A 16538-nucleotide genomic window follows, 5' to 3' on the forward strand; every position below is an offset into this window, starting at 1 on the left:
CGGGCGGGCGAACAAAACCTGATAAGCCCGGAAAGGGATCTCCCGGGCGACGAGGGGCGGCTGATAGCAGAGGGAAGGGCCCATGTCCATCGCGACGCGGCCTAAACTCCCGTATAGACTCGGATTCATGACCGATACCGCAGATTGGGCCGACACGACCGAGCAGCGGGTGCTGGACGAGGCCGTGCGCCTCGCGCCGCGCCTGGGCTGGAACGCCGGCATGGCCCGCGCCGCCGCCGTGGCCGCCGGCCTCAACGCCGGCGAGGCGCAACTCCTTTTGCCGCAAGGCCCGCGTGATCTAGCCGCCCTGCTGTCGCGCCGTCACGACAAGGCCGCCCTGGCCGCGCTGGCGGCCCTGAACCCGCCGCCGGCCAAGATCCGCGACAAGATCCGCCAGGGCGTTATCGCCCGCCTGGACGCCGCGCAGCACGACGCCGAGGCTCTACGCAAGCTGTCCGCCTTCCTGGCCTTCCCGACCAACATGCCCCTGGCCCTGACCCTGATCTGGGAAAGCAGCGACGCCCTGTGGCGCTGGGCGGGCGACACGGCCACCGACGAGAATCACTATTCCAAGCGGGCGATCCTGTCGGGGATCCTGGTCTCGACCCTGGCGGTCGACATGGCCTCGGGCCGCGAGTCGGCGCTCAAGCACCTGGAAGGCCGCATCGACAACGTCATGGCCTTCGAGAAGTGGAAGGCGGGTCTCAAGCCGATGAACCTGGCGGCCGAGGTGGCCGCGGCCCTGGCGCGGATGCGGTACGGGCGCCCCTAGATTTAAGGGCTCCCCAACGCCCGCTCCACCGCCGCCGTCGCGTGCAGCGTCGTGGTGTCGAACACCGGCACGGGACTGTCGGCCTGCCCGATCAGCAGCATGATCTCGGTGCAGCCCAGGATGATCCCCTGCGCCCCGCGATCGACCAGCCTCTGGATCACCGCCCGATAGACCTCGCGCGAGGCGTCCAGCACCTGGCCGGTCACCAGCTCGCGATAGATGATGTCGTGCACCGCCGCGCGGTCGTCGGCCTCGGGGATCAGCACCTCCAGGCCGAAGGTTTCCTCCAGCCGGCCGCGATAGAAGTCCTGCTCCATGGTGAAGGCCGTGCCCAGCAGGCCGACCTGGGTGACGCCCGCCGCCTGGATCGCCGCCGCCGTCGGGTCGGCGATGTGCAGCAGGGGAATCTTCACCGCCGCGTCGATGGCCCAGGCGCAGCGGTGCATGGTGTTGGTGCACAGGATGAGAAAGTCGGCCCCGCCCTTCTGCAGGGCCTTGGCCGCGTCGACCATCTCGCCGGCCAGGGCGTCCCAGTCGCCGGCGTGCTGCAGGGCCTCGATCCTGGCGAAGTCGAACGACCACATCAGGGTGCGCGCCGAGGCGACGCCGCCCACGCGGTCGCGGACGCCCTCGTTGATCAGCCGGTAGTACTGAGCCGAGCTCTCCCAGCTCATGCCGCCGATCAGGCCGATGAGGGCTGGGTGCTCGGGCGAGAAGGTGCGGCGGTGGGGCATGAGCCGAGCTTGGCGGTGTGGGGCGCAGGAGGCAATGGGGTCGGGCGATGGCCTCACCATTTCGCCCAAGACCTCACCATGAGAGCCCTCGAAGCGCTCGCTCCGAGCGTCAGCCATGGGTGGAAACTGGACCTTGCTCGTGCCATCCTTCGAGCATGGGCATTTCACTCGCGCTGTTGGCCTCATCGGCCTTGCTGCAAGCTGGCGGCGCTCCCCATGGCGCCCAGGATATCGTCGTTCGAGAAACGCCGACGCCTGTCAGTTACATCGTATCGACCCGGACCGTCTGTGGAGGTGTTGATTTCCTCGTCGAGGTCAGCACGGACACTGAAACGTCACGCATCACACGAGCCACGGCCGATGGCCGTGACCTTGTCCTCCGCGCTCAAGGCGGCGAGCCCCTCGCTCATCTGATCGGAAATACGCGGGTTATCGGCCTCAGGCCGGCTGCGTGTCACGCGGCTGTCCGATCGATAGGGCTTGCCGTGACGACCTACGACGCCAAGCGCGACGCGATCGCGGGCCACAGTGGAGAAGCGACCATCTCGGCCACCGCGACTCTCGCCAACGAGGCGTCCAACTAGGGTCGAAGTCGGACTTTCGCGCCTCTGACGTCGGCGGCGGCTCTAGCCGCCTAGTCCTTCAGCCCTCGTAGCCGGTTCACGTGACCCATCTTCCGTCCCGGCCGGGCTTCGCCCTTGCCGTAGAGGTGGATGCGGGTCTCGGGCTCGGCGGCCAGCTTGGCCCAGGCCTCGACTTCCTGGCCCAGCAGGTTGGTCATCTCGACATGGGCGCGCGGGGCGGTGGGGCCCAGGGGCCAGCCCGCGACGGCGCGGATGTGCTGCTCGAACTGGTCGACCTCGCAGCCGTCCTGGGTCCAGTGGCCGGTGTTGTGGACGCGGGGGGCGAACTCGTTGACCAGCAGCTTGCCGCCGGCCAGCTCGAACAGCTCCACCCCGATGACGCCGACATATTCCAGCGCGGTCAGGATCTTGGCGACGATGGCCTCGGCCTGGTCGCGGGTGGCCTCGGAGACCTTGGCGGGCGCGCTGGTGCGGCGCAGGACGCCGCCTTCGTGGTGGTTGTCCGACAGCGGATAGCAGGCGATCTCGCCGTTGTGGCCACGGGCGGCGATCACCGACAGCTCGCGCACGAAGTCGGCGGGGGCCTCCAGGATCGCGGGCTTGCCGCCGATCTTGTCGAAGCTGGCGGGCGCGTCGCCGGCCCGCTGCACCCAGGCCTGGCCCTTGCCGTCATAGCCCTCGCGGCGGGTCTTCAGCAGCGACGGGGCGCCGATCCTGGCCACGGCGGCGGCCAGGTCATCGGCGGTCTCGACGGCGGCGAAGGCCACGGTGGGCACGCCGATCTCGGCCAGGAAGCTCTTTTCCACCACCCGGTCCTGGGCGGCGGCCAGGGCCTTGGCGCCGGGGGCGACCAGGATGCCCAGGCTGGTCAGCTCGGCGACCGTGGCGGCCGGCACGTTCTCGAACTCGTAGGTGACGACGTCGCAGACCTCGGCCAGGCGCTTCAGCGCCCACTTGTCGTCATAGGGGCCGACGATCTGGCGCGAGGCCACGCGGCCGGCCGGGCTGTTCTCCTCGGGATCCAGGATCACGACGTCGAAGCCCAGGCGCGCGGCGGCCAGGGCCAGCATGCGGCCCAGCTGTCCCCCGCCGAGGATGCCGATGGTGGAGCCTGGGGGCAGGGGAGAAGCAGGCGGGGAAACGCTCATCAGTCTTCAACGCTTTCGACGACGCTGTCGGTCTGTTCGGCCCGGAACGTGGCCAGGCGCTGGGCCAGGGCGGGGTCCGAGAGCGCCAGGATCTGGGCGGCCAGCAGGCCGGCGTTCTTGGCGCCCGCCTCGCCGATGGCCAGGGTGGCCACGGGCACGCCGCCGGGCATCTGGACGATGGACAGCAGGGAATCCAGGCCGTTCAGGGCCTTGGACTGCACCGGCACGCCCAGCACCGGCAGGATGGTCATCGAGGCGACCATGCCCGGCAAATGCGCCGCGCCGCCGGCCCCGGCGATGATCACCTTGTAGCCGGCGGCCTGGGCGCTCGTAGAGAACTCGACCAGGCGCTGGGGCGTGCGGTGGGCGGAAACCACCTTGGCCTCGTAGGCCACGCCCAGGGCGTCGAGCGCGTCGGCCGCCTTCTTCATCGTCGGCCAGTCCGAGCGGCTGCCCATGATGATGGCGACGGGTGGCGTGACGGTGGGCATCGTTGACGATTTCCCCAGTAAGGCGCTTTGGGAGGCGTTTGGAGGCGCTCAGTGACCTGACGGCCGTGAATCGCGGGCCTTATAGCCGCTGGCGCCCAGGCTCCAAAGCCCGATCTCGCTTGGTGAACCCGAGGGAAAGCCCAGGCGATCCGAAGGGATAGTGCGGCCCCGCGACGCTGCGACACATGGGCGTCGCCATTGTCATGGTTAATGAAAGAACGCAGAAATGCTCGAGCTTCACCACAAGTGATTCCCCCAGTGGTTCGTATCGTCCGATGAAGATCACCAGCGCCCGCACCGAATCCTTCTCGGCGATCCGTCGCCGGGCGCTGACCGAGGCGGCCGGCCCGGCCGTGGCGCGCGCCGTGGTGGCCGCCGATACGGCTGGCTTCCTGGGACTGGCGGAGGCCGATCTGACGCCTCAGGTGCAGGCGGCGCTGAAAACCCTGATGGTCGAGATCGACGACCTGCGCAACGAGGTCGCCCGCCTGAAGTTCAAGCTGGGCGAGGCGCAAGGCCTGGCCGACCTGGACGTGCTGGCCCCGGTGCTGAACCGCCGGGCCTTCCTGCGCGAGATCAAGCGGGTCTCGGCCTTCGCCCAGCGCTACGGCTCGCCCGCCAGCCTGGTGTTCTTCGACCTGGACGGCTTCAAGGCTGTCAACGACCGCTTCGGCCACGCGGCCGGCGACGAGGCCCTGAAGGCCGTCGCCGGGCGTCTGCAGGCCAATGTGCGCGAGAGTGACGTGGTGGGCCGGATCGGCGGCGACGAATTCGCCGTGCTGCTGGTCCAGGCCGACCAGCAGACGGCCACCGCCAAGGCCGAGACCCTGGCCGCCGCCGTGCGCGAAATGCCGGTGCAGGTGGGCGAATGGTCCGTGCCGCTGCGCATCTCCTGGGGCGTGCGCGAGATCGAGGCGGGCGCGGATCCCGAAGTCGCCCTGGCCGAGGCCGACGCGGCGATGTTCCTGAAGAAGCGGGTCCGCAAGGAAGCATAGTTCAGCCGAACGACGCTGTTTCATACAGCGAGCGTGGCTATTCTGGTTTCCTACCCGTCAGGAGGCCGTTTCATGTCCAAGTCGCACCGCTACGCCACGACCCTGACCTGGACGGGAAATACCGGCGAGGGCACGGCGACCTATCGATCTTACGAGCGCGCCTATGAGGTCGCGGCCGACGGCAAGCCGGCCCTGTTGGGCTCGTCCGACTCCAGCTTCCGGGGCGATCCGGCCCGCTGGAACCCCGAGGAGCTGCTGCTGGCCTCGATCAGCTCATGCCACCAGCTGTGGTACCTGCATCTGTGCGCGGTGAACGGCGTGGTGGTCACCGCCTATCGCGATGAAGCCATGGCCGTGATGGTCGAGGACGAGACTGGCGGCGGCCGCTTCGAGAGCGCCACGCTTAGGCCGCGCGTGACGATCGCTGCGGGCTCGGATCCGGCCAGGGCCCAGGCTCTGCACCACGAGGCCAACGCCAAGTGCTTCGTGGCCAATTCGCTGAACTTCCCGGTGGAGCATGAGGCAAGCGTGGAGGTCGAACAGTGAGGCGGCTCACCCGCTTGCCCCCACCTGACCGCTGCGCGGTCTGTCCGCCCCCATAGGTGGCGGAGGACGCAACCAAACCTAGGCGATGATGTCCGGCATCAGCTGGTCTTCAAGCCGCACGATTTCGTCCTTCAGGGCCAGCTTGCGGCGCTTGAGGCGGGCGATCTGCAGCATGTCGGGCTGGGGGCGTTCTTCCAGGGCGATGACCGCGTCGCCGAGGTCCTGGTGCTCCTCGCGCAGGATCGCCAGGCGTCGCTCGAGAGCGATGTCGCTGTCTTCCGAAGCGTCGTCGTCGTTCATGGACGCTCCTACTCTGGTGGCCCGATTATTCCCGCTGGGGGCGGTGATAGATAGCAAAGCCTGACAGCCGGTAAAGGCCGTTGAGGCGCGCTCAGGAAAGCGCGTCGGAAAGGGCGCGCAGGGTGGTCTCGCGTGGCGGGTCGCCGGCCGCCTGGACAGCCTCCAGCAAGGAGTCCAGCAGGTCCAGCGCCGGACCCGGCTCGCCGCTGAGGGCCTCCAGGCTTTCCATCAGCACCTTCTCGCCGCGCAGTTCGACGTCCTTGACGGCGTTGCGGAAGTCCTCGCGGGCGTCGTCGTCGATCCCCGGCCAGGCCGGCTTGATCGCCCGGCGAACGGCCCGCAGGGGCGAGCCGACCTCGGCTTCCCAGCGTTGGACCAGTCGGGCGGCTTCACCGGCGTCGGCGGGGCGGCCCTCGTGGGCGCGCCAGGCGGCCCACAGCAGATAGGGCACGTTCTGGCCGTGCCCGTCCTGCAGCGACAGGCAGGCCTCTGCGACAGACGGTCGCGCATAGACCTCCAGGGCCCACTGCCAAAGCCGCATCTTGGTTAACCCCCAGGCCTCTTTCAGGCCTCTCCGGTGATCGTCGCGATGTCTTCACCCCAGCGCTTGACCGGCCGCCAGGACAGGCCGAACAGATCGAGCGCGCGGCCCACCGACTGGTCGACCATCTCGGCGATCGATCGCGGCTTGGCATAGAACGCGGGAAGCGGCGGAGCGATCACCGCGCCCATCTCGGCCAGCTTGGTCAAGGTGCGCAGGTGGCCCAGGTGCAGCGGCGTCTCGCGCACCATCAGCACCAGCGGCCGGCGCTCCTTCAGCGTAACGTCGGCGGCCCGGCTCAGCAGCGAAGACGTTACGCCTGTGGCGATCTCGCTCATGGTGCGCACCGAGCAGGGGGCGATGATCATGCCCAATGTGCGATATGAGCCGGACGCGATCGCCGCCCCAATGTCGCCCACGCGATGGACAACATCCGCCTTTTCATTGACCTCTCCGACGGAAAATCCGGTCTCCTGCGACAGGGTCAGGACCGTCGATTTCGACAGGACGAGATGGCTCTCGACCCCCAGTTCGCGACAGGCGTCCAGGGCCCGCAGGCCGTACACAACCCCTGACGCGCCAGAGATTCCGACGACGAGGCGGGGCTTTTCGGGCGGGCTCAGCGGGTCCGACATGGTAAATTTTCGTCCGTCTTGGGAGCAAGCTGCGCCAGGTCAAGCGCCGCCGATTGCAATCATATGTGATCTGACAGCTTCGAACAGCGGGTGTTGACTTGCCTCTCCACCAGCAAGGAGCCGACAGCCATGGCCATCGAATCCCGTATCCGCGAGCTTGGGTCCCGTCACGAGAACCTCGACCGCACGATCCAGGAGGAGACCCGTCGTCCCGTCAGTGACACCTCCCTACTTCGGGAGTTGAAGCGGCAGAAGCTCAGGCTCAAGGAGGAGATCGAAGGCCTTAGGGCGCGACTTCACTAGCCCCCTCTAGCCATCGCCGCGTCGGAATGGCGGTGGCCCCCAGAGGAGGCCGAAAACAGAAAGGCCCGCGTCGTGCGAACGGCGCGGGCCTTTTGCTTGGTGGCCCATGACTGACCACGGGAGGCGTTAGTCCTCGTCGTCTTCTTCGTCGTCGGCCACGTAGGTCGACTTGCCGAACACGTCCTCGGCCTTGGGCTCGATGCGGCCCTTGCGGATCGCGGCCTCTTCGTCCTCGTGGTCGTCCGGCAGGGCGCTGGTTTCCGAGGCGGGACGCAGGGTCGGGTCTTCCGGCAGAATACCCTTCTTCAGGTCGTCCTTGGCCTTCTTCTCGGCGGCCTTCTTGACCAGGGCGTCCAGCTCCAGCTGGCCGACCAGGCCCAGGGTCACCGGGTCGACCGGCTTGATGTTGGCCGAGTTCCAGTGCTGGCGATTGCGCACCTGCTCGATGGTCGACTTGGTGGTGCCCAGCAGCTTGGAGATCTGCGCGTCGGTCACTTCCGGGTGGTGGCGGATGAACCAGGCGATGGCGTCCGGACGGTCCTGGCGGCGCGACACCGGGGTGTAGCGCGGAGCCTTCTTCTGCGGCTTCAGCAGTTCGGCGTGGCGGCTGACCTGGGCCTTCATGCGGTAGGCGTCGTTGGCCTGGGCCTTGTCCAGCTCTTCGCGGGTCAGCTGGCCGTTGCCCATCGGATCGGCGCCGCGGATGTCGCGCGCCACTTCGCCGTCGGCGATGCCGCTGACTTCCAGCGGGTGCAGGCCGCAGAAGTCGGCGATCTGTTCAAAGGTGAGCGACGTGTTTTCCACGAGCCAGACGGCGGTCGCCTTGGGCATCAGGATGTCGGCCATGAGGGGCTCCAGAAATGACGGCGCCCGACCTTGCGGCCGGGCGGGATATTCAGCCTGGACCTATAATCCGGTTCCGCGAGAAAGGGAACGGGGATCAACCATTCCAACTCAGACAGCTCCATTCGGTGATCTACATCTCCGCCTGCTTCAAATTCGTGAGAAGTGGGTGAGTGTCCAATACCCGTGCGTCGAGCGAAGCCCTTTCACCCGGTCGTACTTTCGCCAAAAGCTCCTCTGCAAGCTTAATGACAAGCTCCGCATGGTTCTCGATAAGAGATGCCGCCTTTATTAGAAGGTCATCCCAAAGTTTGCCTGGCCCCAAGGCCGTCTCAATGGAATCTACGGTGAAAGCTTCCGCGAACTTGAGGCCGTATAAGAGTGAGGAAAGCTCGGCCGCCTTTTCGCCGTCTGAGCAGGCCGTCGTTTTCAAAAGGCGCTTAGCCTTTTCGATTTCTACCTTACTCGATTGATTTAGTGTCTCTGCACACGCACCGGATAGAAGTACCACAATGCGGCGGTGAATGTGCCTCTCAACGGACTGCAGCGACGTGTGTGGCTCGGTCGGCACGATTAAAGCTGAACCTAAATACGATCGCTCATTATCGCCGATCTCGACACGCACTATCCCGGTCTTAAAACCAAGTGCTCTGGCGGCAACATAGTGGCCAAATTCATGCCGACAGATTGATCGGGCCAGCTTCACGAAATCCGCGCTTCTCTCCCCCGTCCTATCTTCCATTCCACTACCCCGTTTCTCATCGACCCTCACGCCAGCAGCACCACCTTGCCCACGTGCTCGCCCGCCTCCAGGTGCGCGTGGGCGGCGGCGGCGTCTTCCAGGGGGAAGCTCGCATCGATCAAGGGCTTCAGCTTGCCCGCCGCGATCCACGGCCAGACGATCCGCTCGACCTCGCCGGCCAGGCGGGCCTTCTCGTCGGCGGGGCGGGGACGCAGGGTCGAGCCGGTGATCACCGCGCGCTTCTGCATGATCTTCATCACCGGCGCCTCCAGCACCGGCCCGGCCAGGGCGGCGATGTAGACGATGCGGCCGCCGGTGTTCAGGGCGTCCAGGTTCTTGTCGAAATAGCTGGCCCCGACCATGTCGAGCACCACATCGACCCCGCCGGCCGCCTTGGCGATCTGCGCGAAGTCCTCGGTCTTGGCGTCGACGGCGATGTCGGCGCCCAGGGCCAGGGCCTGGGCCTTCTTGTCGGCGCCGCGGCCGGTGGTGATCACCCGCGCGCCGTGCGCCTTGGCCATGGCGATCGCCGTTGTCCCGATACCGGACGTTGCGCCATGGATCAGCAGGGTCTCGCCAGGCTTGAGCGCGCCATGTTCGAACACATTGGCGAATACCGTGAACACGGTTTCGGGCAGGGCGGCGGCGTGGGCGAAGTCGAAACCGTCGGGAATGGGCAGGGCGTGGCGGGCGTCGACCACGGCGTATTGCGCATAGCCGCCGCCGCCCAGCAGGGCGCAGACCTTGTCGCCGGCCTTCCAGCGTCCTGATCCAGCCACGACTTCGCCAGCGACCTCCAGGCCCAGCGTGGTCGGGGCGCCGGGCGGCGGCGGATAGAAGCCCAGGCGCTGCAGCAGGTCCGGGCGGTTCACGCCGGCGGCCCGCACGCGGATCAGGATCTGGCCGGGGCCCGGCCGCGGGCGCGCCACGGTCTCGGGACGGAGCGCGTCGGCCGCCCCCTTGCCGCCTTCGATGGCGATGGCGGTCATGGTCTCGGACATGGCGGATCATCCCGTGAGGCTTGCGTCGCGCCCTTGGTAGGCGTCAGATGCCGGATCGAAAAGGGGTCGAGCAAGGGAGACCGATCCGATGATGGAAGAACCGGTCGAGCCGCGCGCTTTCCGCGGCGACGCGTTGAACGCCACCACGCATGAGGACCTGGACACCTACGGCGTGGCCGAACTGGAAGAACGTATCGAGGCGCTGGAAGCGGAGATCACCCGCACCCGCGCCCAGCTCAGCAAGAAAAAGGCGGGACGCGACGCGGCCAATGCGCTGTTTGGTCGCCTGGACTAACGATCGGTTTACGCTACAGGCGGACTCTCGGCTCCGCCTGACTCGGATACCGGCCTCGCGCCGGACTTTGGGGGAGGGGTGGTCGCGAAACGGGACGATCACGTCTGGCACGGGGGTTGCAGTCCCCCTGTCTGGCGAGACCGTCTCGCGGCCTTTCGAAGGGGCAATGAGTAGCTATGACCGAGTTGAACGTGGCCGCGGCGCCCTGGCGCGCTGGCGTCATCCAGGATTTCGCTCGCTCCGAGCTGTTTGATCGCACGTTCGAGGAAGGCATGACGCTGGTCGAGGAGACCGCCGCTTATCTCGACGGCGCGGGTCGTCACGACAGCAAGATCCTCTCGCGCAACGCCGCCCTGGCCTATGCCAGCGAAAGCATGCGCCTGACGACCCGACTGATGCAGGTGGCCTCGTGGCTGCTGGTCCAGCGCGCGGTCAAGGAAGGCGAGATGGCCGCCGAGGCCGCCTGCGCCGACAACTACCGCCTGGGCCTGGAAGCCGGCGAACCGGCTCCGGTCGAGGACCTGCCCTTCGGCCTGGTCAATCTGCTGCAGCGCTCCGAGCGCCTGTACGAGCGCGTCCGCCACCTGGACAAGCGCATGTATGTCGAAGCCGGGGAGGTCGAAGCCCCCCGCCCGGTGCAAGCCCACTTCGACCGGCTCAGCGCGGCGTTCGGCGCGGCGTAAGCCGCGCCTCTTCCCCCCGCGGGGGAAGACGACCGCGAAGCGGTCCGTAGGGGGCAAGTGTTAGCCGCGCTGTCGCTAACCCTTGTCCGCCTTACCGCTCCCCACTTGCCCCCACCTGGCGGCTGCGCCGCCTGTCCGTCCCCGTAGGGGGCGGATTAAACAGAAAAGGCCGGCCCGCGAACGCGGAGCCGGCCTTTCGTCGCCCTTACGGCGAGAAGCGTGAAACGCTTACTTCTTGGCGGTGAAGCCGGCGAACTTCGCGTTGAAGCGCGAAACGCGGCCGCCACGGTCCAGCATCTGGCTGTTGCCGCCGGTCCAGGCCGGGTGCACGCGCGGATCGATGTCCAGCGCCAGCGTCGCGCCTTCTTTCCCGTAGGTCGAACGGGTCTGATAGTTCGAACCGTCGGTCAGGGTGACGGTGATGAAGTGATAGTCGGGGTGAATGTCTTGTTTCATCGGGCGATCCAACCGACTTGAAGCGGCGTGTAATGTGGGCGGGGGCCGAACCTTGCGGTGGCTCTCGGAGACGCGCGGCTATAAAGAAAGCGCGCGAATTTGGCAAGGGACAGTTGATGAGTGACGTGAACGCGGGCGAGATTTCGGCCGAGGGCAGGCCGAGCGCGGGCGCAGAGTTGGTCCAGACCCTGGCCGAAGCCGCCAACCGCCGGCCGCGCCGCAAGGACATCCGTCCGCTGGCTCATCTGCTGCCTTTCGTGCGCCGCCACGTGGGCGACGCGCTGGCCGCGGGCTTCTTCCTGCTGTTCTCGACGGGCGCCAGCCTGGGCCTCACCGCCGCCTTCAAGGGCGTGGTGGACAAGGGTTTCGCCAAGGGGTCGGGCGACGCGCTCAACGCCGCTTTCATCGGCCTGGCCGGCGTGGCCCTGGTGCTGGCCGTGGCCACCTCGCTGCGGTTCTTCTTCGTCACGCGCCTGGGCGAGCGGGTGGTCGCCGACCTGCGCCGTGCGCTCTATGGCCACACCCTGACCCTGGACCCGGCTTTCTTCCTGAAGACCCGCACCGGCGAGGTGCTGTCGCGGATGACCACCGACATCACCATCATCGAGCAACTGGTGGGGGCCAGCGTCTCGATCGCCCTGCGCAATACGCTGAGCCTGATCGGCGGCCTGGGCTACATGGCCTTCGTCAGTCCCAAGCTGGCGGGCTTCATCGTGCTGCTGGTGCCGGTGATCCTGGCGCCGATCTTCCTGATGGGCCGCAATGTGCGCAAGCTGTCGGTCACCGCCCAGGACAAGTTCGCCGACGCGGTCGGCTATGCCGGCGAGAGCCTGGACGCGCTGGACACCGTCCAGGCTTTCGGGCGCGAGGCGGCCGCCGACACCCGGTTCGGCGGAGCGGTCGAGTCCGCCTACAAGGCCTCGGTCAAGCGGATCCGGGCCCGGGCCAGCATGACGGCCGTGGTGATGATCCTGGCCTTCGGCGGCATCGCCCTGCTGCTGTGGGTGGGCGCGCACCTGGTGCTGTCGGGCGAGATGACCGGCGGCACCCTGGCCCAGTTCGCCATGCTGGCGATCATGGCCGCCGGCTCGGTCGGGTCGCTGGGCGAGGTGTGGGGCGACGTGCAGAAAGCCGCCGGGGCGATGGAGCGGATCTCCGAGTTGCTCAATTCCGACCCGGCCATCGCCGCGCCCGAAAAGCCCCAGACCCTGCCGGTCCCGGCCCGGGGCGCCATCGCCTTCGAGGGCGTGACCTTCGCCTATCCCGGCCGTCCCGACCTGCCGGCCCTGAAGGGCTTCGACCTGGTGGTGAAGCCCGGCGAGACCGTCGCCCTGGTCGGCCCCTCGGGGGCGGGCAAGAGCACCGTCCTGCGGCTGCTGCTGCGCTTCTACGACCCGCAGACGGGCGTGGTGCGGCTGGACGGCGTCGACCTGCGCGCGGCCGATCCGGCTCAGGTGCGCGACCGCATGGCCCTGGTGGCCCAGGACAGCCCGCTGTTTTCCGGCTCGGCTCTCGACAACATCCGCTTTGGCCGCGAGGACGCCAGCGAGGCGCTGGCCCGCGCCGCCGCCGACGCGGCCCAGGCCACCACCTTCATCAACGCCCTGCCGCAGGGCTTTGACACCCCGGTGGGCGAGCGGGCCAAGACCCTGTCGGGCGGCCAGCGCCAGCGCCTGGCCATCGCCCGCGCCCTGGTCCGCGACGCCCCGATCCTGCTGCTGGACGAGGCCACCAGCGCCCTGGACGCCGAGAACGAACGCCTGGTCCAGAAGGCCCTGCATGACGCCATGAGCGAGCGCACGACCCTGGTCATCGCCCACCGCCTGGCCACCGTGCTCAAGGCCGACCGCATCGTGGTCATGGAAGACGGCCGCGTGGTCGAGCAGGGCACCCACGCCGAGCTCTCGGCCCAGGGCGGGCTTTACGCCAAGCTGGCGCGGCTGCAGTTCGGGGTGGAAGCGGCTTAGTTGGCACGCCATTGACCCGGGTAATGCAGATCTCGAAGGTATAGTGAAGCTCTTGAGGAGTGGGACGTGATTGGTTTCCTGCATGCGATCAATCCGGCCAAGCCAATCAACACCGAGGAAGACGCGCGCGGGGCGGCTCGAGCCGGGGCGTGGGGCGCGTTCCTGATGGCGACGCCGGGTGCGATCGGGGCGCTCTGCTTGCTGTTTACGATCGACTCCTATCTGGCTAGGACGCGCGCCGCCATGATCGCCACATATGGCGCTGACGATCCCGTGCGCGAGAAAATGCTGCTGATGTTGACGCCACAGTTCGTCTATCTCACCGCAGGCGCCAGCTTGGTCTTCGCCTTGATCATCGGCATCTTGGGTGTGGTGCAGTGGAAGAAACCCAGCCTGACCGTCCCGTTGATCCTGGGGCTGTTCACGGCCTACGGCTTGGTGATGCTGTCGTTGAATCTGGCAAACCACGAGGTAATGACGGCGGCGACCAAGGCCATGGCGGCTCCGATGTGGCGCAACGTCTTGGCGGGCGTGGTTGACGTGATGTGCCTGGTGCTGTTCTGGGCCGGCTTCCGCGGTGGCAAGTGGCTCGACGATCTGCGCCGCAGGGCGGGTTAGGGTTTCGCCGCAGCCTTCGTCGCCGCCGGCAAGGCCGCCGCCCGGCCTTCCTCGCGGCGGATGACGTCGATGTGCTCCAGCTGCAGCTTGAGGGCCACGATGGCGTCGGTCTCGGGCATGCCCTGGCTTTCCGCCCAGGCGACGACGGCGGCCAGGGCCTCGCCGATCCGGCCCAGCTGCCGGCCGTAGCTGCCTACCTCGTTCATCACCCGGGTTTCGACATTGGGGGCCTTGGAGGTCCCTAGATTGATCGTGAACAGGCTGAAGTCGCCGAAGGTCCAGGACCACGGGTTGATGGTCTGGGTCAGCGTCTGAGGGGCCAGGGCGAGCTTGACGTCGGGCATGGCGAGCGCTCCGGGAGAGGGGAGCGGTCAGTATCAATCATGGAGGGTGTCCTGGCTTGGGACACTTTTGAGAAGGCGGGCCGTAATCCATGCCTCGCCCAACCTTTAGGCGCTTTCCCTCCCCCTCGTGGGGAGGGTGGCCCGCGCAGCGGGCCGGGTGGGGTCGGTGCAAGGCGCCTTTGCGACGGCGGCCCCACCCGTCGGCTTCGCCGCCACCCTCCCCATAAAGGGGAGGGAAGGGGCAGCTTACGCCGCCTCGCGCCCTTCCAGCCCGTCCAGGTCCACGCCCAGCCGCTGGCGCAGCTCCTCACGCCCCAGCGTGGTCAACCGCGCGGCGCGGCTGCCCGCGACGGTCTCGATCCAGCCCAGGGCGACCATGCGGCTCAGCAGGGTCACGCCCAGCGGGCCGGCCAGGTGGTGGCGACGTTCGGTCCAGTCCAGGCACTGGCGAGCAGCGCCGCGCTTGGAGCGCAGGTCGTCCAGATCCAGGCCCAGGTCCTCGAACCAGGCCCGGCCCCCGGCGCCGACCTCATAGAGCTTGCCGTCGACGGGGCGGAGAAACTCCCGGCGGACCAGGGCGTCGGTCACCGCCACGCCCAGCCGGCCGGCCAGGTGGCCGTAGCAGCAGCGGCCTTCGCGCAGGGCGCGGGCCTGGGGCGAACGCGGTTGCTCCAGAGAGCGGACCGGCGCGGCCAGCACGGCCAGGGCTTCCAGCACGTGGGCGACCTCGGCGTTGGCCAGGCGGAAGTAGCGATGGCGGCCCTCGCGCTCGACGCTGAGCAGGCCGCCGTCGACCAGCTTGGCCAGATGGTTGCTGGCCGCCTGGGCCGACAGTCCGGCCGCCCAGGCCAAGGCCCCGGCGGGATGGGCCCGGCCGTCCATCAGCGCCTGCAGCATGGCCGCCCGGCTAGGATCGCCGATCAGGGCGGCGAGGGAGGCGATGTTGGCTTCCATCAGCGCATTATAGGCGGCGAAAGTCGCGGATGCTTCACCCATCGCTGTAACATCCCGCGCCGAACCGGGCGAAGATCGCGGCATGACCAACGTCCGAGTCGCCGCTTCCGCCCGTCCCGCCGGCCTGCCGATGATCCTGCTGGCCGCCAGCTTCGGCTTCACGATCGTCCAGCTGGACGTGACCATCGTCAACGTGGCGCTGGACGCCATTGGTCGCGAGTTCGGGGCGCCGACCGCCAGCCTGCAATGGGTGGTCGACGCCTACACCCTGCTGCTGGCGGCGCTGCTGCTGTCGGCCGGGGCGCTGGGCGACCGGTTCGGACCGCGACGGGCTTTCCTGACGGGGCTGGTGCTGTTCGCCGTCTCGTCGGCCGCCTGCGGCCTGGCGCACAACGCCCTGCAACTGATCCTGTCGCGGGCCGTCCAGGGCGCGTCCGCCGCCCTGCTGGTGCCGCCGTCCCTGGCCCTGATCACCCACGCGGCGGCCGGCGACGACAAGGCCAGGGCCTGGGCGGTGGGCTGGTGGACGGCCGCCGGCGGGGTGTCGGTCGCGGCTGGCCCGGTGATCGGCGGCCTGCTGATCGGGGCGTTGAGCTGGCGCTGGGTGTTCCTGGTCAACCTGCCGCTCTGCCTGCTGGGCGTGATCCTGACCCTGGCCTTCGTGCCCGAGGCGCCGCCGCGCGAGAAGCGGCCGCTGGACCTGCCGGGCCAGGTCCTGGGCTTCGTCGCCCTGGCCGCCCTGGTCGGGGCGGTGATCGAGGGCGGCCATCGCGGCTGGAGCGACCCGCTGGTGGTGGGCGCACTGGTCGCCGGCTTCGCGGCGGCGGCGGCCTTCCTGGCGGTCGAGGTCCGCAGCCCGCATCCCGCCGTGCCGCTGGCGGTGTTTCGCGGCCGCATGGTGTGGTCGGCGGTGGTGATCGGGGTCAGCGTCAACTTCACCTACTACGGCGTGATCTTCGTGCTGGGCCTCTTCCTGCAGCGCGCGGCCGGCTACAGCGTGGTGCAGGCGGGCCTGGCCTTCCTGCCGCTGACCGCGACCTTCATCGTCTCCAACCTGCTGAGCGGCGGGATCGCCCATCGCTTCGGCCCGGCGCGGACCATGGCGGCCGGCGTGCTGGTGGCGGCGGTGGGCTACGCCCTGACCAGCCGGCTGACGGCCCACAGCCCCTTCTGGGCGATGATCCCTGGGTTCCTGCTGATCCCCCTGGGCATGGGCACGGCGGTGCCGGCCATGACCAGCGCCCTGCTGGCCAGCGTCGATCGCCACTTCTCGGGCACGGCCTCGGGCGTGCTGAACGCTTGCCGCCAGGCGGCCGGCGCGGCGGGGGTGGCGGTGATGGGCGCCTTGGTCGCGGGCGGACCCGAACAGATCGCGGCGGGCCTGCGAACCTCCGGCCTGATCGCCGCGATGGTGCTGCTGGGCGCGGCCTGGGTGGCGTGGCGTAGTGAAAGCGGTACGGCGAACTCTGTCGGATAGCCGACCGCAACTGAATGAAATGACGATCGTTTTCGCCCTCGGAGGCGGGAGCGAGCTGTTTTTCGTTGGACGAGAGTCCCACGTCTAGCGCCGTGGCTTGAAACCGCGC

General features: G+C 68.3%; 21 protein-coding genes. 9 read left to right on the forward strand and 12 right to left on the reverse strand.

Translation table 11 applies throughout. The annotated features are described in order from the left end of the window. Positions 1 to 127 precede the first annotated feature (127 nt). Positions 128 to 772: a COQ9 family protein gene (locus G3M62_RS04890; protein ID WP_165185166.1), complete on the forward strand. Its 645-nt coding sequence runs from the start codon at positions 128 to 130 to the stop codon at positions 770 to 772. A gap of 2 nt (positions 773 to 774) precedes the next feature. Here G3M62_RS04890 and G3M62_RS04895 read toward each other — a convergent pair whose 3' ends face one another. The 3 genes from G3M62_RS04895 to purE form a co-directional block, all read right to left on the reverse strand. Beyond that, entirely contained in the window at positions 775 to 1506 is a 732-nt protein-coding gene (locus G3M62_RS04895) for an aspartate/glutamate racemase family protein (protein ID WP_165185167.1), read from the reverse strand. A 634-nt stretch (positions 1507 to 2140) separates the two neighbouring features. Next, positions 2141 to 3238, reverse strand: a complete 1098-nt coding sequence (locus G3M62_RS04900) for a 5-(carboxyamino)imidazole ribonucleotide synthase (protein ID WP_165185169.1) — start codon at positions 3236 to 3238, stop codon at positions 2141 to 2143. Continuing rightward, positions 3238 to 3729 (reverse strand): 5-(carboxyamino)imidazole ribonucleotide mutase, encoded by a 492-nt coding sequence (purE, locus tag G3M62_RS04905; protein ID WP_165185170.1) that lies wholly within the window; start codon positions 3727 to 3729, stop codon positions 3238 to 3240. Before purE ends, G3M62_RS04900 begins: the two co-directional genes overlap by 1 nt. 275 nt (positions 3730 to 4004) lie before the next feature. Between purE and G3M62_RS04910 the strand changes: the two genes are divergently transcribed. Together G3M62_RS04910 and G3M62_RS04915 are read left to right on the forward strand one after the other, a co-directional pair. Beyond that, positions 4005 to 4724: a GGDEF domain-containing protein gene (locus G3M62_RS04910; protein WP_165185172.1), complete on the forward strand. Its 720-nt coding sequence runs from the start codon at positions 4005 to 4007 to the stop codon at positions 4722 to 4724. A gap of 72 nt (positions 4725 to 4796) precedes the next feature. Continuing rightward, positions 4797 to 5270 carry an OsmC family protein gene (locus tag G3M62_RS04915; protein ID WP_165185173.1) on the forward strand — a complete coding sequence of 158 codons (474 nt, stop codon included), beginning with the start codon at positions 4797 to 4799 and terminating at the stop codon, positions 5268 to 5270. Positions 5271 to 5348: 78 nt separating this feature from the next. Here the strand turns inward: G3M62_RS04915 and G3M62_RS04920 are convergent, their stop codons facing one another. The 3 genes from G3M62_RS04920 to G3M62_RS04930 form a co-directional block, all read right to left on the reverse strand. Beyond that, complete coding sequence (locus tag G3M62_RS04920) at positions 5349 to 5570, reverse strand: YdcH family protein (protein WP_165185175.1); 222 nt, start codon at positions 5568 to 5570, stop codon at positions 5349 to 5351. A gap of 91 nt (positions 5571 to 5661) precedes the next feature. Continuing rightward, entirely contained in the window at positions 5662 to 6111 is a 450-nt protein-coding gene (locus G3M62_RS04925; protein WP_165185176.1) for a TIGR02444 family protein, read from the reverse strand. Between the two features lie 23 nt (positions 6112 to 6134). Continuing rightward, entirely contained in the window at positions 6135 to 6746 is a 612-nt protein-coding gene (locus G3M62_RS04930) for a UbiX family flavin prenyltransferase (RefSeq protein WP_165185178.1), read from the reverse strand. A 129-nt stretch (positions 6747 to 6875) separates the two neighbouring features. On the opposite strand from G3M62_RS04930, the gene G3M62_RS04935 reads away from it, so the two are divergent. Continuing rightward, the gene (locus G3M62_RS04935; RefSeq protein WP_165185180.1) at positions 6876 to 7049 is read left to right on the forward strand and encodes a YdcH family protein; all 174 of its coding nucleotides are present in this window, start codon (positions 6876 to 6878) and stop codon (positions 7047 to 7049) included. Positions 7050 to 7175: 126 nt separating this feature from the next. Here G3M62_RS04935 and G3M62_RS04940 read toward each other — a convergent pair whose 3' ends face one another. The 3 genes from G3M62_RS04940 to G3M62_RS04950 form a co-directional block, all read right to left on the reverse strand. After that, entirely contained in the window at positions 7176 to 7895 is a 720-nt protein-coding gene (locus G3M62_RS04940) for a DUF1013 domain-containing protein (protein WP_165185182.1), read from the reverse strand. Positions 7896 to 8025: 130 nt separating this feature from the next. After that, positions 8026 to 8598 (reverse strand): hypothetical protein, encoded by a 573-nt coding sequence (locus tag G3M62_RS04945; protein WP_165185184.1) that lies wholly within the window; start codon positions 8596 to 8598, stop codon positions 8026 to 8028. A gap of 62 nt (positions 8599 to 8660) precedes the next feature. Further along, positions 8661 to 9635 (reverse strand): NAD(P)H-quinone oxidoreductase, encoded by a 975-nt coding sequence (locus G3M62_RS04950; protein ID WP_165185185.1) that lies wholly within the window; start codon positions 9633 to 9635, stop codon positions 8661 to 8663. 88 nt (positions 9636 to 9723) lie between these two features. Between G3M62_RS04950 and G3M62_RS04955 the strand changes: the two genes are divergently transcribed. After that, positions 9724 to 9930, forward strand: coding sequence for a DUF1192 domain-containing protein (locus tag G3M62_RS04955; protein ID WP_165185187.1), 207 nt, complete (start codon positions 9724 to 9726; stop codon positions 9928 to 9930). Between the two features lie 176 nt (positions 9931 to 10106). Continuing rightward, complete coding sequence (gene rcdA / locus G3M62_RS04960) at positions 10107 to 10613, forward strand: protease adaptor protein RcdA (RefSeq protein WP_165185189.1); 507 nt, start codon at positions 10107 to 10109, stop codon at positions 10611 to 10613. A 228-nt stretch (positions 10614 to 10841) separates the two neighbouring features. On the opposite strand, the gene rpmE is transcribed toward rcdA, so the two are convergent. Next, positions 10842 to 11069, reverse strand: a complete 228-nt coding sequence (gene rpmE, locus G3M62_RS04965) for a 50S ribosomal protein L31 (RefSeq protein ID WP_165185190.1) — start codon at positions 11067 to 11069, stop codon at positions 10842 to 10844. A gap of 113 nt (positions 11070 to 11182) precedes the next feature. Between rpmE and G3M62_RS04970 the strand changes: the two genes are divergently transcribed. Together G3M62_RS04970 and G3M62_RS04975 are read left to right on the forward strand one after the other, a co-directional pair. Beyond that, on the forward strand, positions 11183 to 13036 hold the full coding sequence (locus G3M62_RS04970) for an ABC transporter transmembrane domain-containing protein (RefSeq protein ID WP_165185192.1): 1854 nt from the start codon (positions 11183 to 11185) through the stop codon (positions 13034 to 13036). A gap of 66 nt (positions 13037 to 13102) precedes the next feature. After that, on the forward strand, positions 13103 to 13654 hold the full coding sequence (locus G3M62_RS04975; RefSeq protein ID WP_165185194.1) for a hypothetical protein: 552 nt from the start codon (positions 13103 to 13105) through the stop codon (positions 13652 to 13654). On the opposite strand, the gene G3M62_RS04980 is transcribed toward G3M62_RS04975, so the two are convergent. Then, the gene (locus G3M62_RS04980; protein ID WP_165185195.1) at positions 13651 to 13998 is read right to left on the reverse strand and encodes a hypothetical protein; all 348 of its coding nucleotides are present in this window, start codon (positions 13996 to 13998) and stop codon (positions 13651 to 13653) included. The genes G3M62_RS04975 and G3M62_RS04980 overlap by 4 nt on opposite strands. 246 nt (positions 13999 to 14244) lie before the next feature. Then, positions 14245 to 14994 (reverse strand): ArsR/SmtB family transcription factor, encoded by a 750-nt coding sequence (locus G3M62_RS04985; protein ID WP_246263476.1) that lies wholly within the window; start codon positions 14992 to 14994, stop codon positions 14245 to 14247. A gap of 40 nt (positions 14995 to 15034) precedes the next feature. Between G3M62_RS04985 and G3M62_RS04990 the strand changes: the two genes are divergently transcribed. Continuing rightward, positions 15035 to 16429: an MFS transporter gene (locus G3M62_RS04990; RefSeq protein ID WP_165185197.1), complete on the forward strand. Its 1395-nt coding sequence runs from the start codon at positions 15035 to 15037 to the stop codon at positions 16427 to 16429. Positions 16430 to 16538 lie beyond the last annotated feature (109 nt).

Source organism: Caulobacter soli (assembly GCF_011045195.1).
Lineage (GTDB): Bacteria > Pseudomonadota > Alphaproteobacteria > Caulobacterales > Caulobacteraceae > Caulobacter > Caulobacter soli.

Bases quoted from the DNA above. Each gene is read 5' to 3' on its own strand.
- G3M62_RS04895 (WP_165185167.1), bottom strand. From the start codon at position 1,506: ATGCCCCACCGCCGCACCTTCTCGCCCGAGCACCCAGCCCTCATCGGC.
- G3M62_RS04915 (WP_165185173.1), top strand. From the start codon at position 4,797: ATGTCCAAGTCGCACCGCTACGCCACGACCCTGACCTGGACGGGAAAT.
- G3M62_RS04925 (WP_165185176.1), bottom strand. From the start codon at position 6,111: ATGCGGCTTTGGCAGTGGGCCCTGGAGGTCTATGCGCGACCGTCTGTC.
- G3M62_RS04985 (WP_246263476.1), bottom strand. From the start codon at position 14,994: ATGGGTGAAGCATCCGCGACTTTCGCCGCCTATAATGCGCTGATGGAA.
- G3M62_RS04890 (WP_165185166.1), top strand. From the start codon at position 128: ATGACCGATACCGCAGATTGGGCCGACACGACCGAGCAGCGGGTGCTG.
- G3M62_RS04935 (WP_165185180.1), top strand. From the start codon at position 6,876: ATGGCCATCGAATCCCGTATCCGCGAGCTTGGGTCCCGTCACGAGAAC.
- rpmE (WP_165185190.1), bottom strand. From the start codon at position 11,069: ATGAAACAAGACATTCACCCCGACTATCACTTCATCACCGTCACCCTG.
- G3M62_RS04990 (WP_165185197.1), top strand. From the start codon at position 15,035: ATGACCAACGTCCGAGTCGCCGCTTCCGCCCGTCCCGCCGGCCTGCCG.
- G3M62_RS04980 (WP_165185195.1), bottom strand. From the start codon at position 13,998: ATGCCCGACGTCAAGCTCGCCCTGGCCCCTCAGACGCTGACCCAGACC.
- G3M62_RS04950 (WP_165185185.1), bottom strand. From the start codon at position 9,635: ATGTCCGAGACCATGACCGCCATCGCCATCGAAGGCGGCAAGGGGGCG.
- G3M62_RS04910 (WP_165185172.1), top strand. From the start codon at position 4,005: ATGAAGATCACCAGCGCCCGCACCGAATCCTTCTCGGCGATCCGTCGC.
- G3M62_RS04920 (WP_165185175.1), bottom strand. From the start codon at position 5,570: ATGAACGACGACGACGCTTCGGAAGACAGCGACATCGCTCTCGAGCGA.
- G3M62_RS04900 (WP_165185169.1), bottom strand. From the start codon at position 3,238: ATGAGCGTTTCCCCGCCTGCTTCTCCCCTGCCCCCAGGCTCCACCATC.
- G3M62_RS04955 (WP_165185187.1), top strand. From the start codon at position 9,724: ATGATGGAAGAACCGGTCGAGCCGCGCGCTTTCCGCGGCGACGCGTTG.
- G3M62_RS04940 (WP_165185182.1), bottom strand. From the start codon at position 7,895: ATGGCCGACATCCTGATGCCCAAGGCGACCGCCGTCTGGCTCGTGGAA.
- purE (WP_165185170.1), bottom strand. From the start codon at position 3,729: ATGCCCACCGTCACGCCACCCGTCGCCATCATCATGGGCAGCCGCTCG.
- G3M62_RS04930 (WP_165185178.1), bottom strand. From the start codon at position 6,746: ATGTCGGACCCGCTGAGCCCGCCCGAAAAGCCCCGCCTCGTCGTCGGA.
- rcdA (WP_165185189.1), top strand. From the start codon at position 10,107: ATGACCGAGTTGAACGTGGCCGCGGCGCCCTGGCGCGCTGGCGTCATC.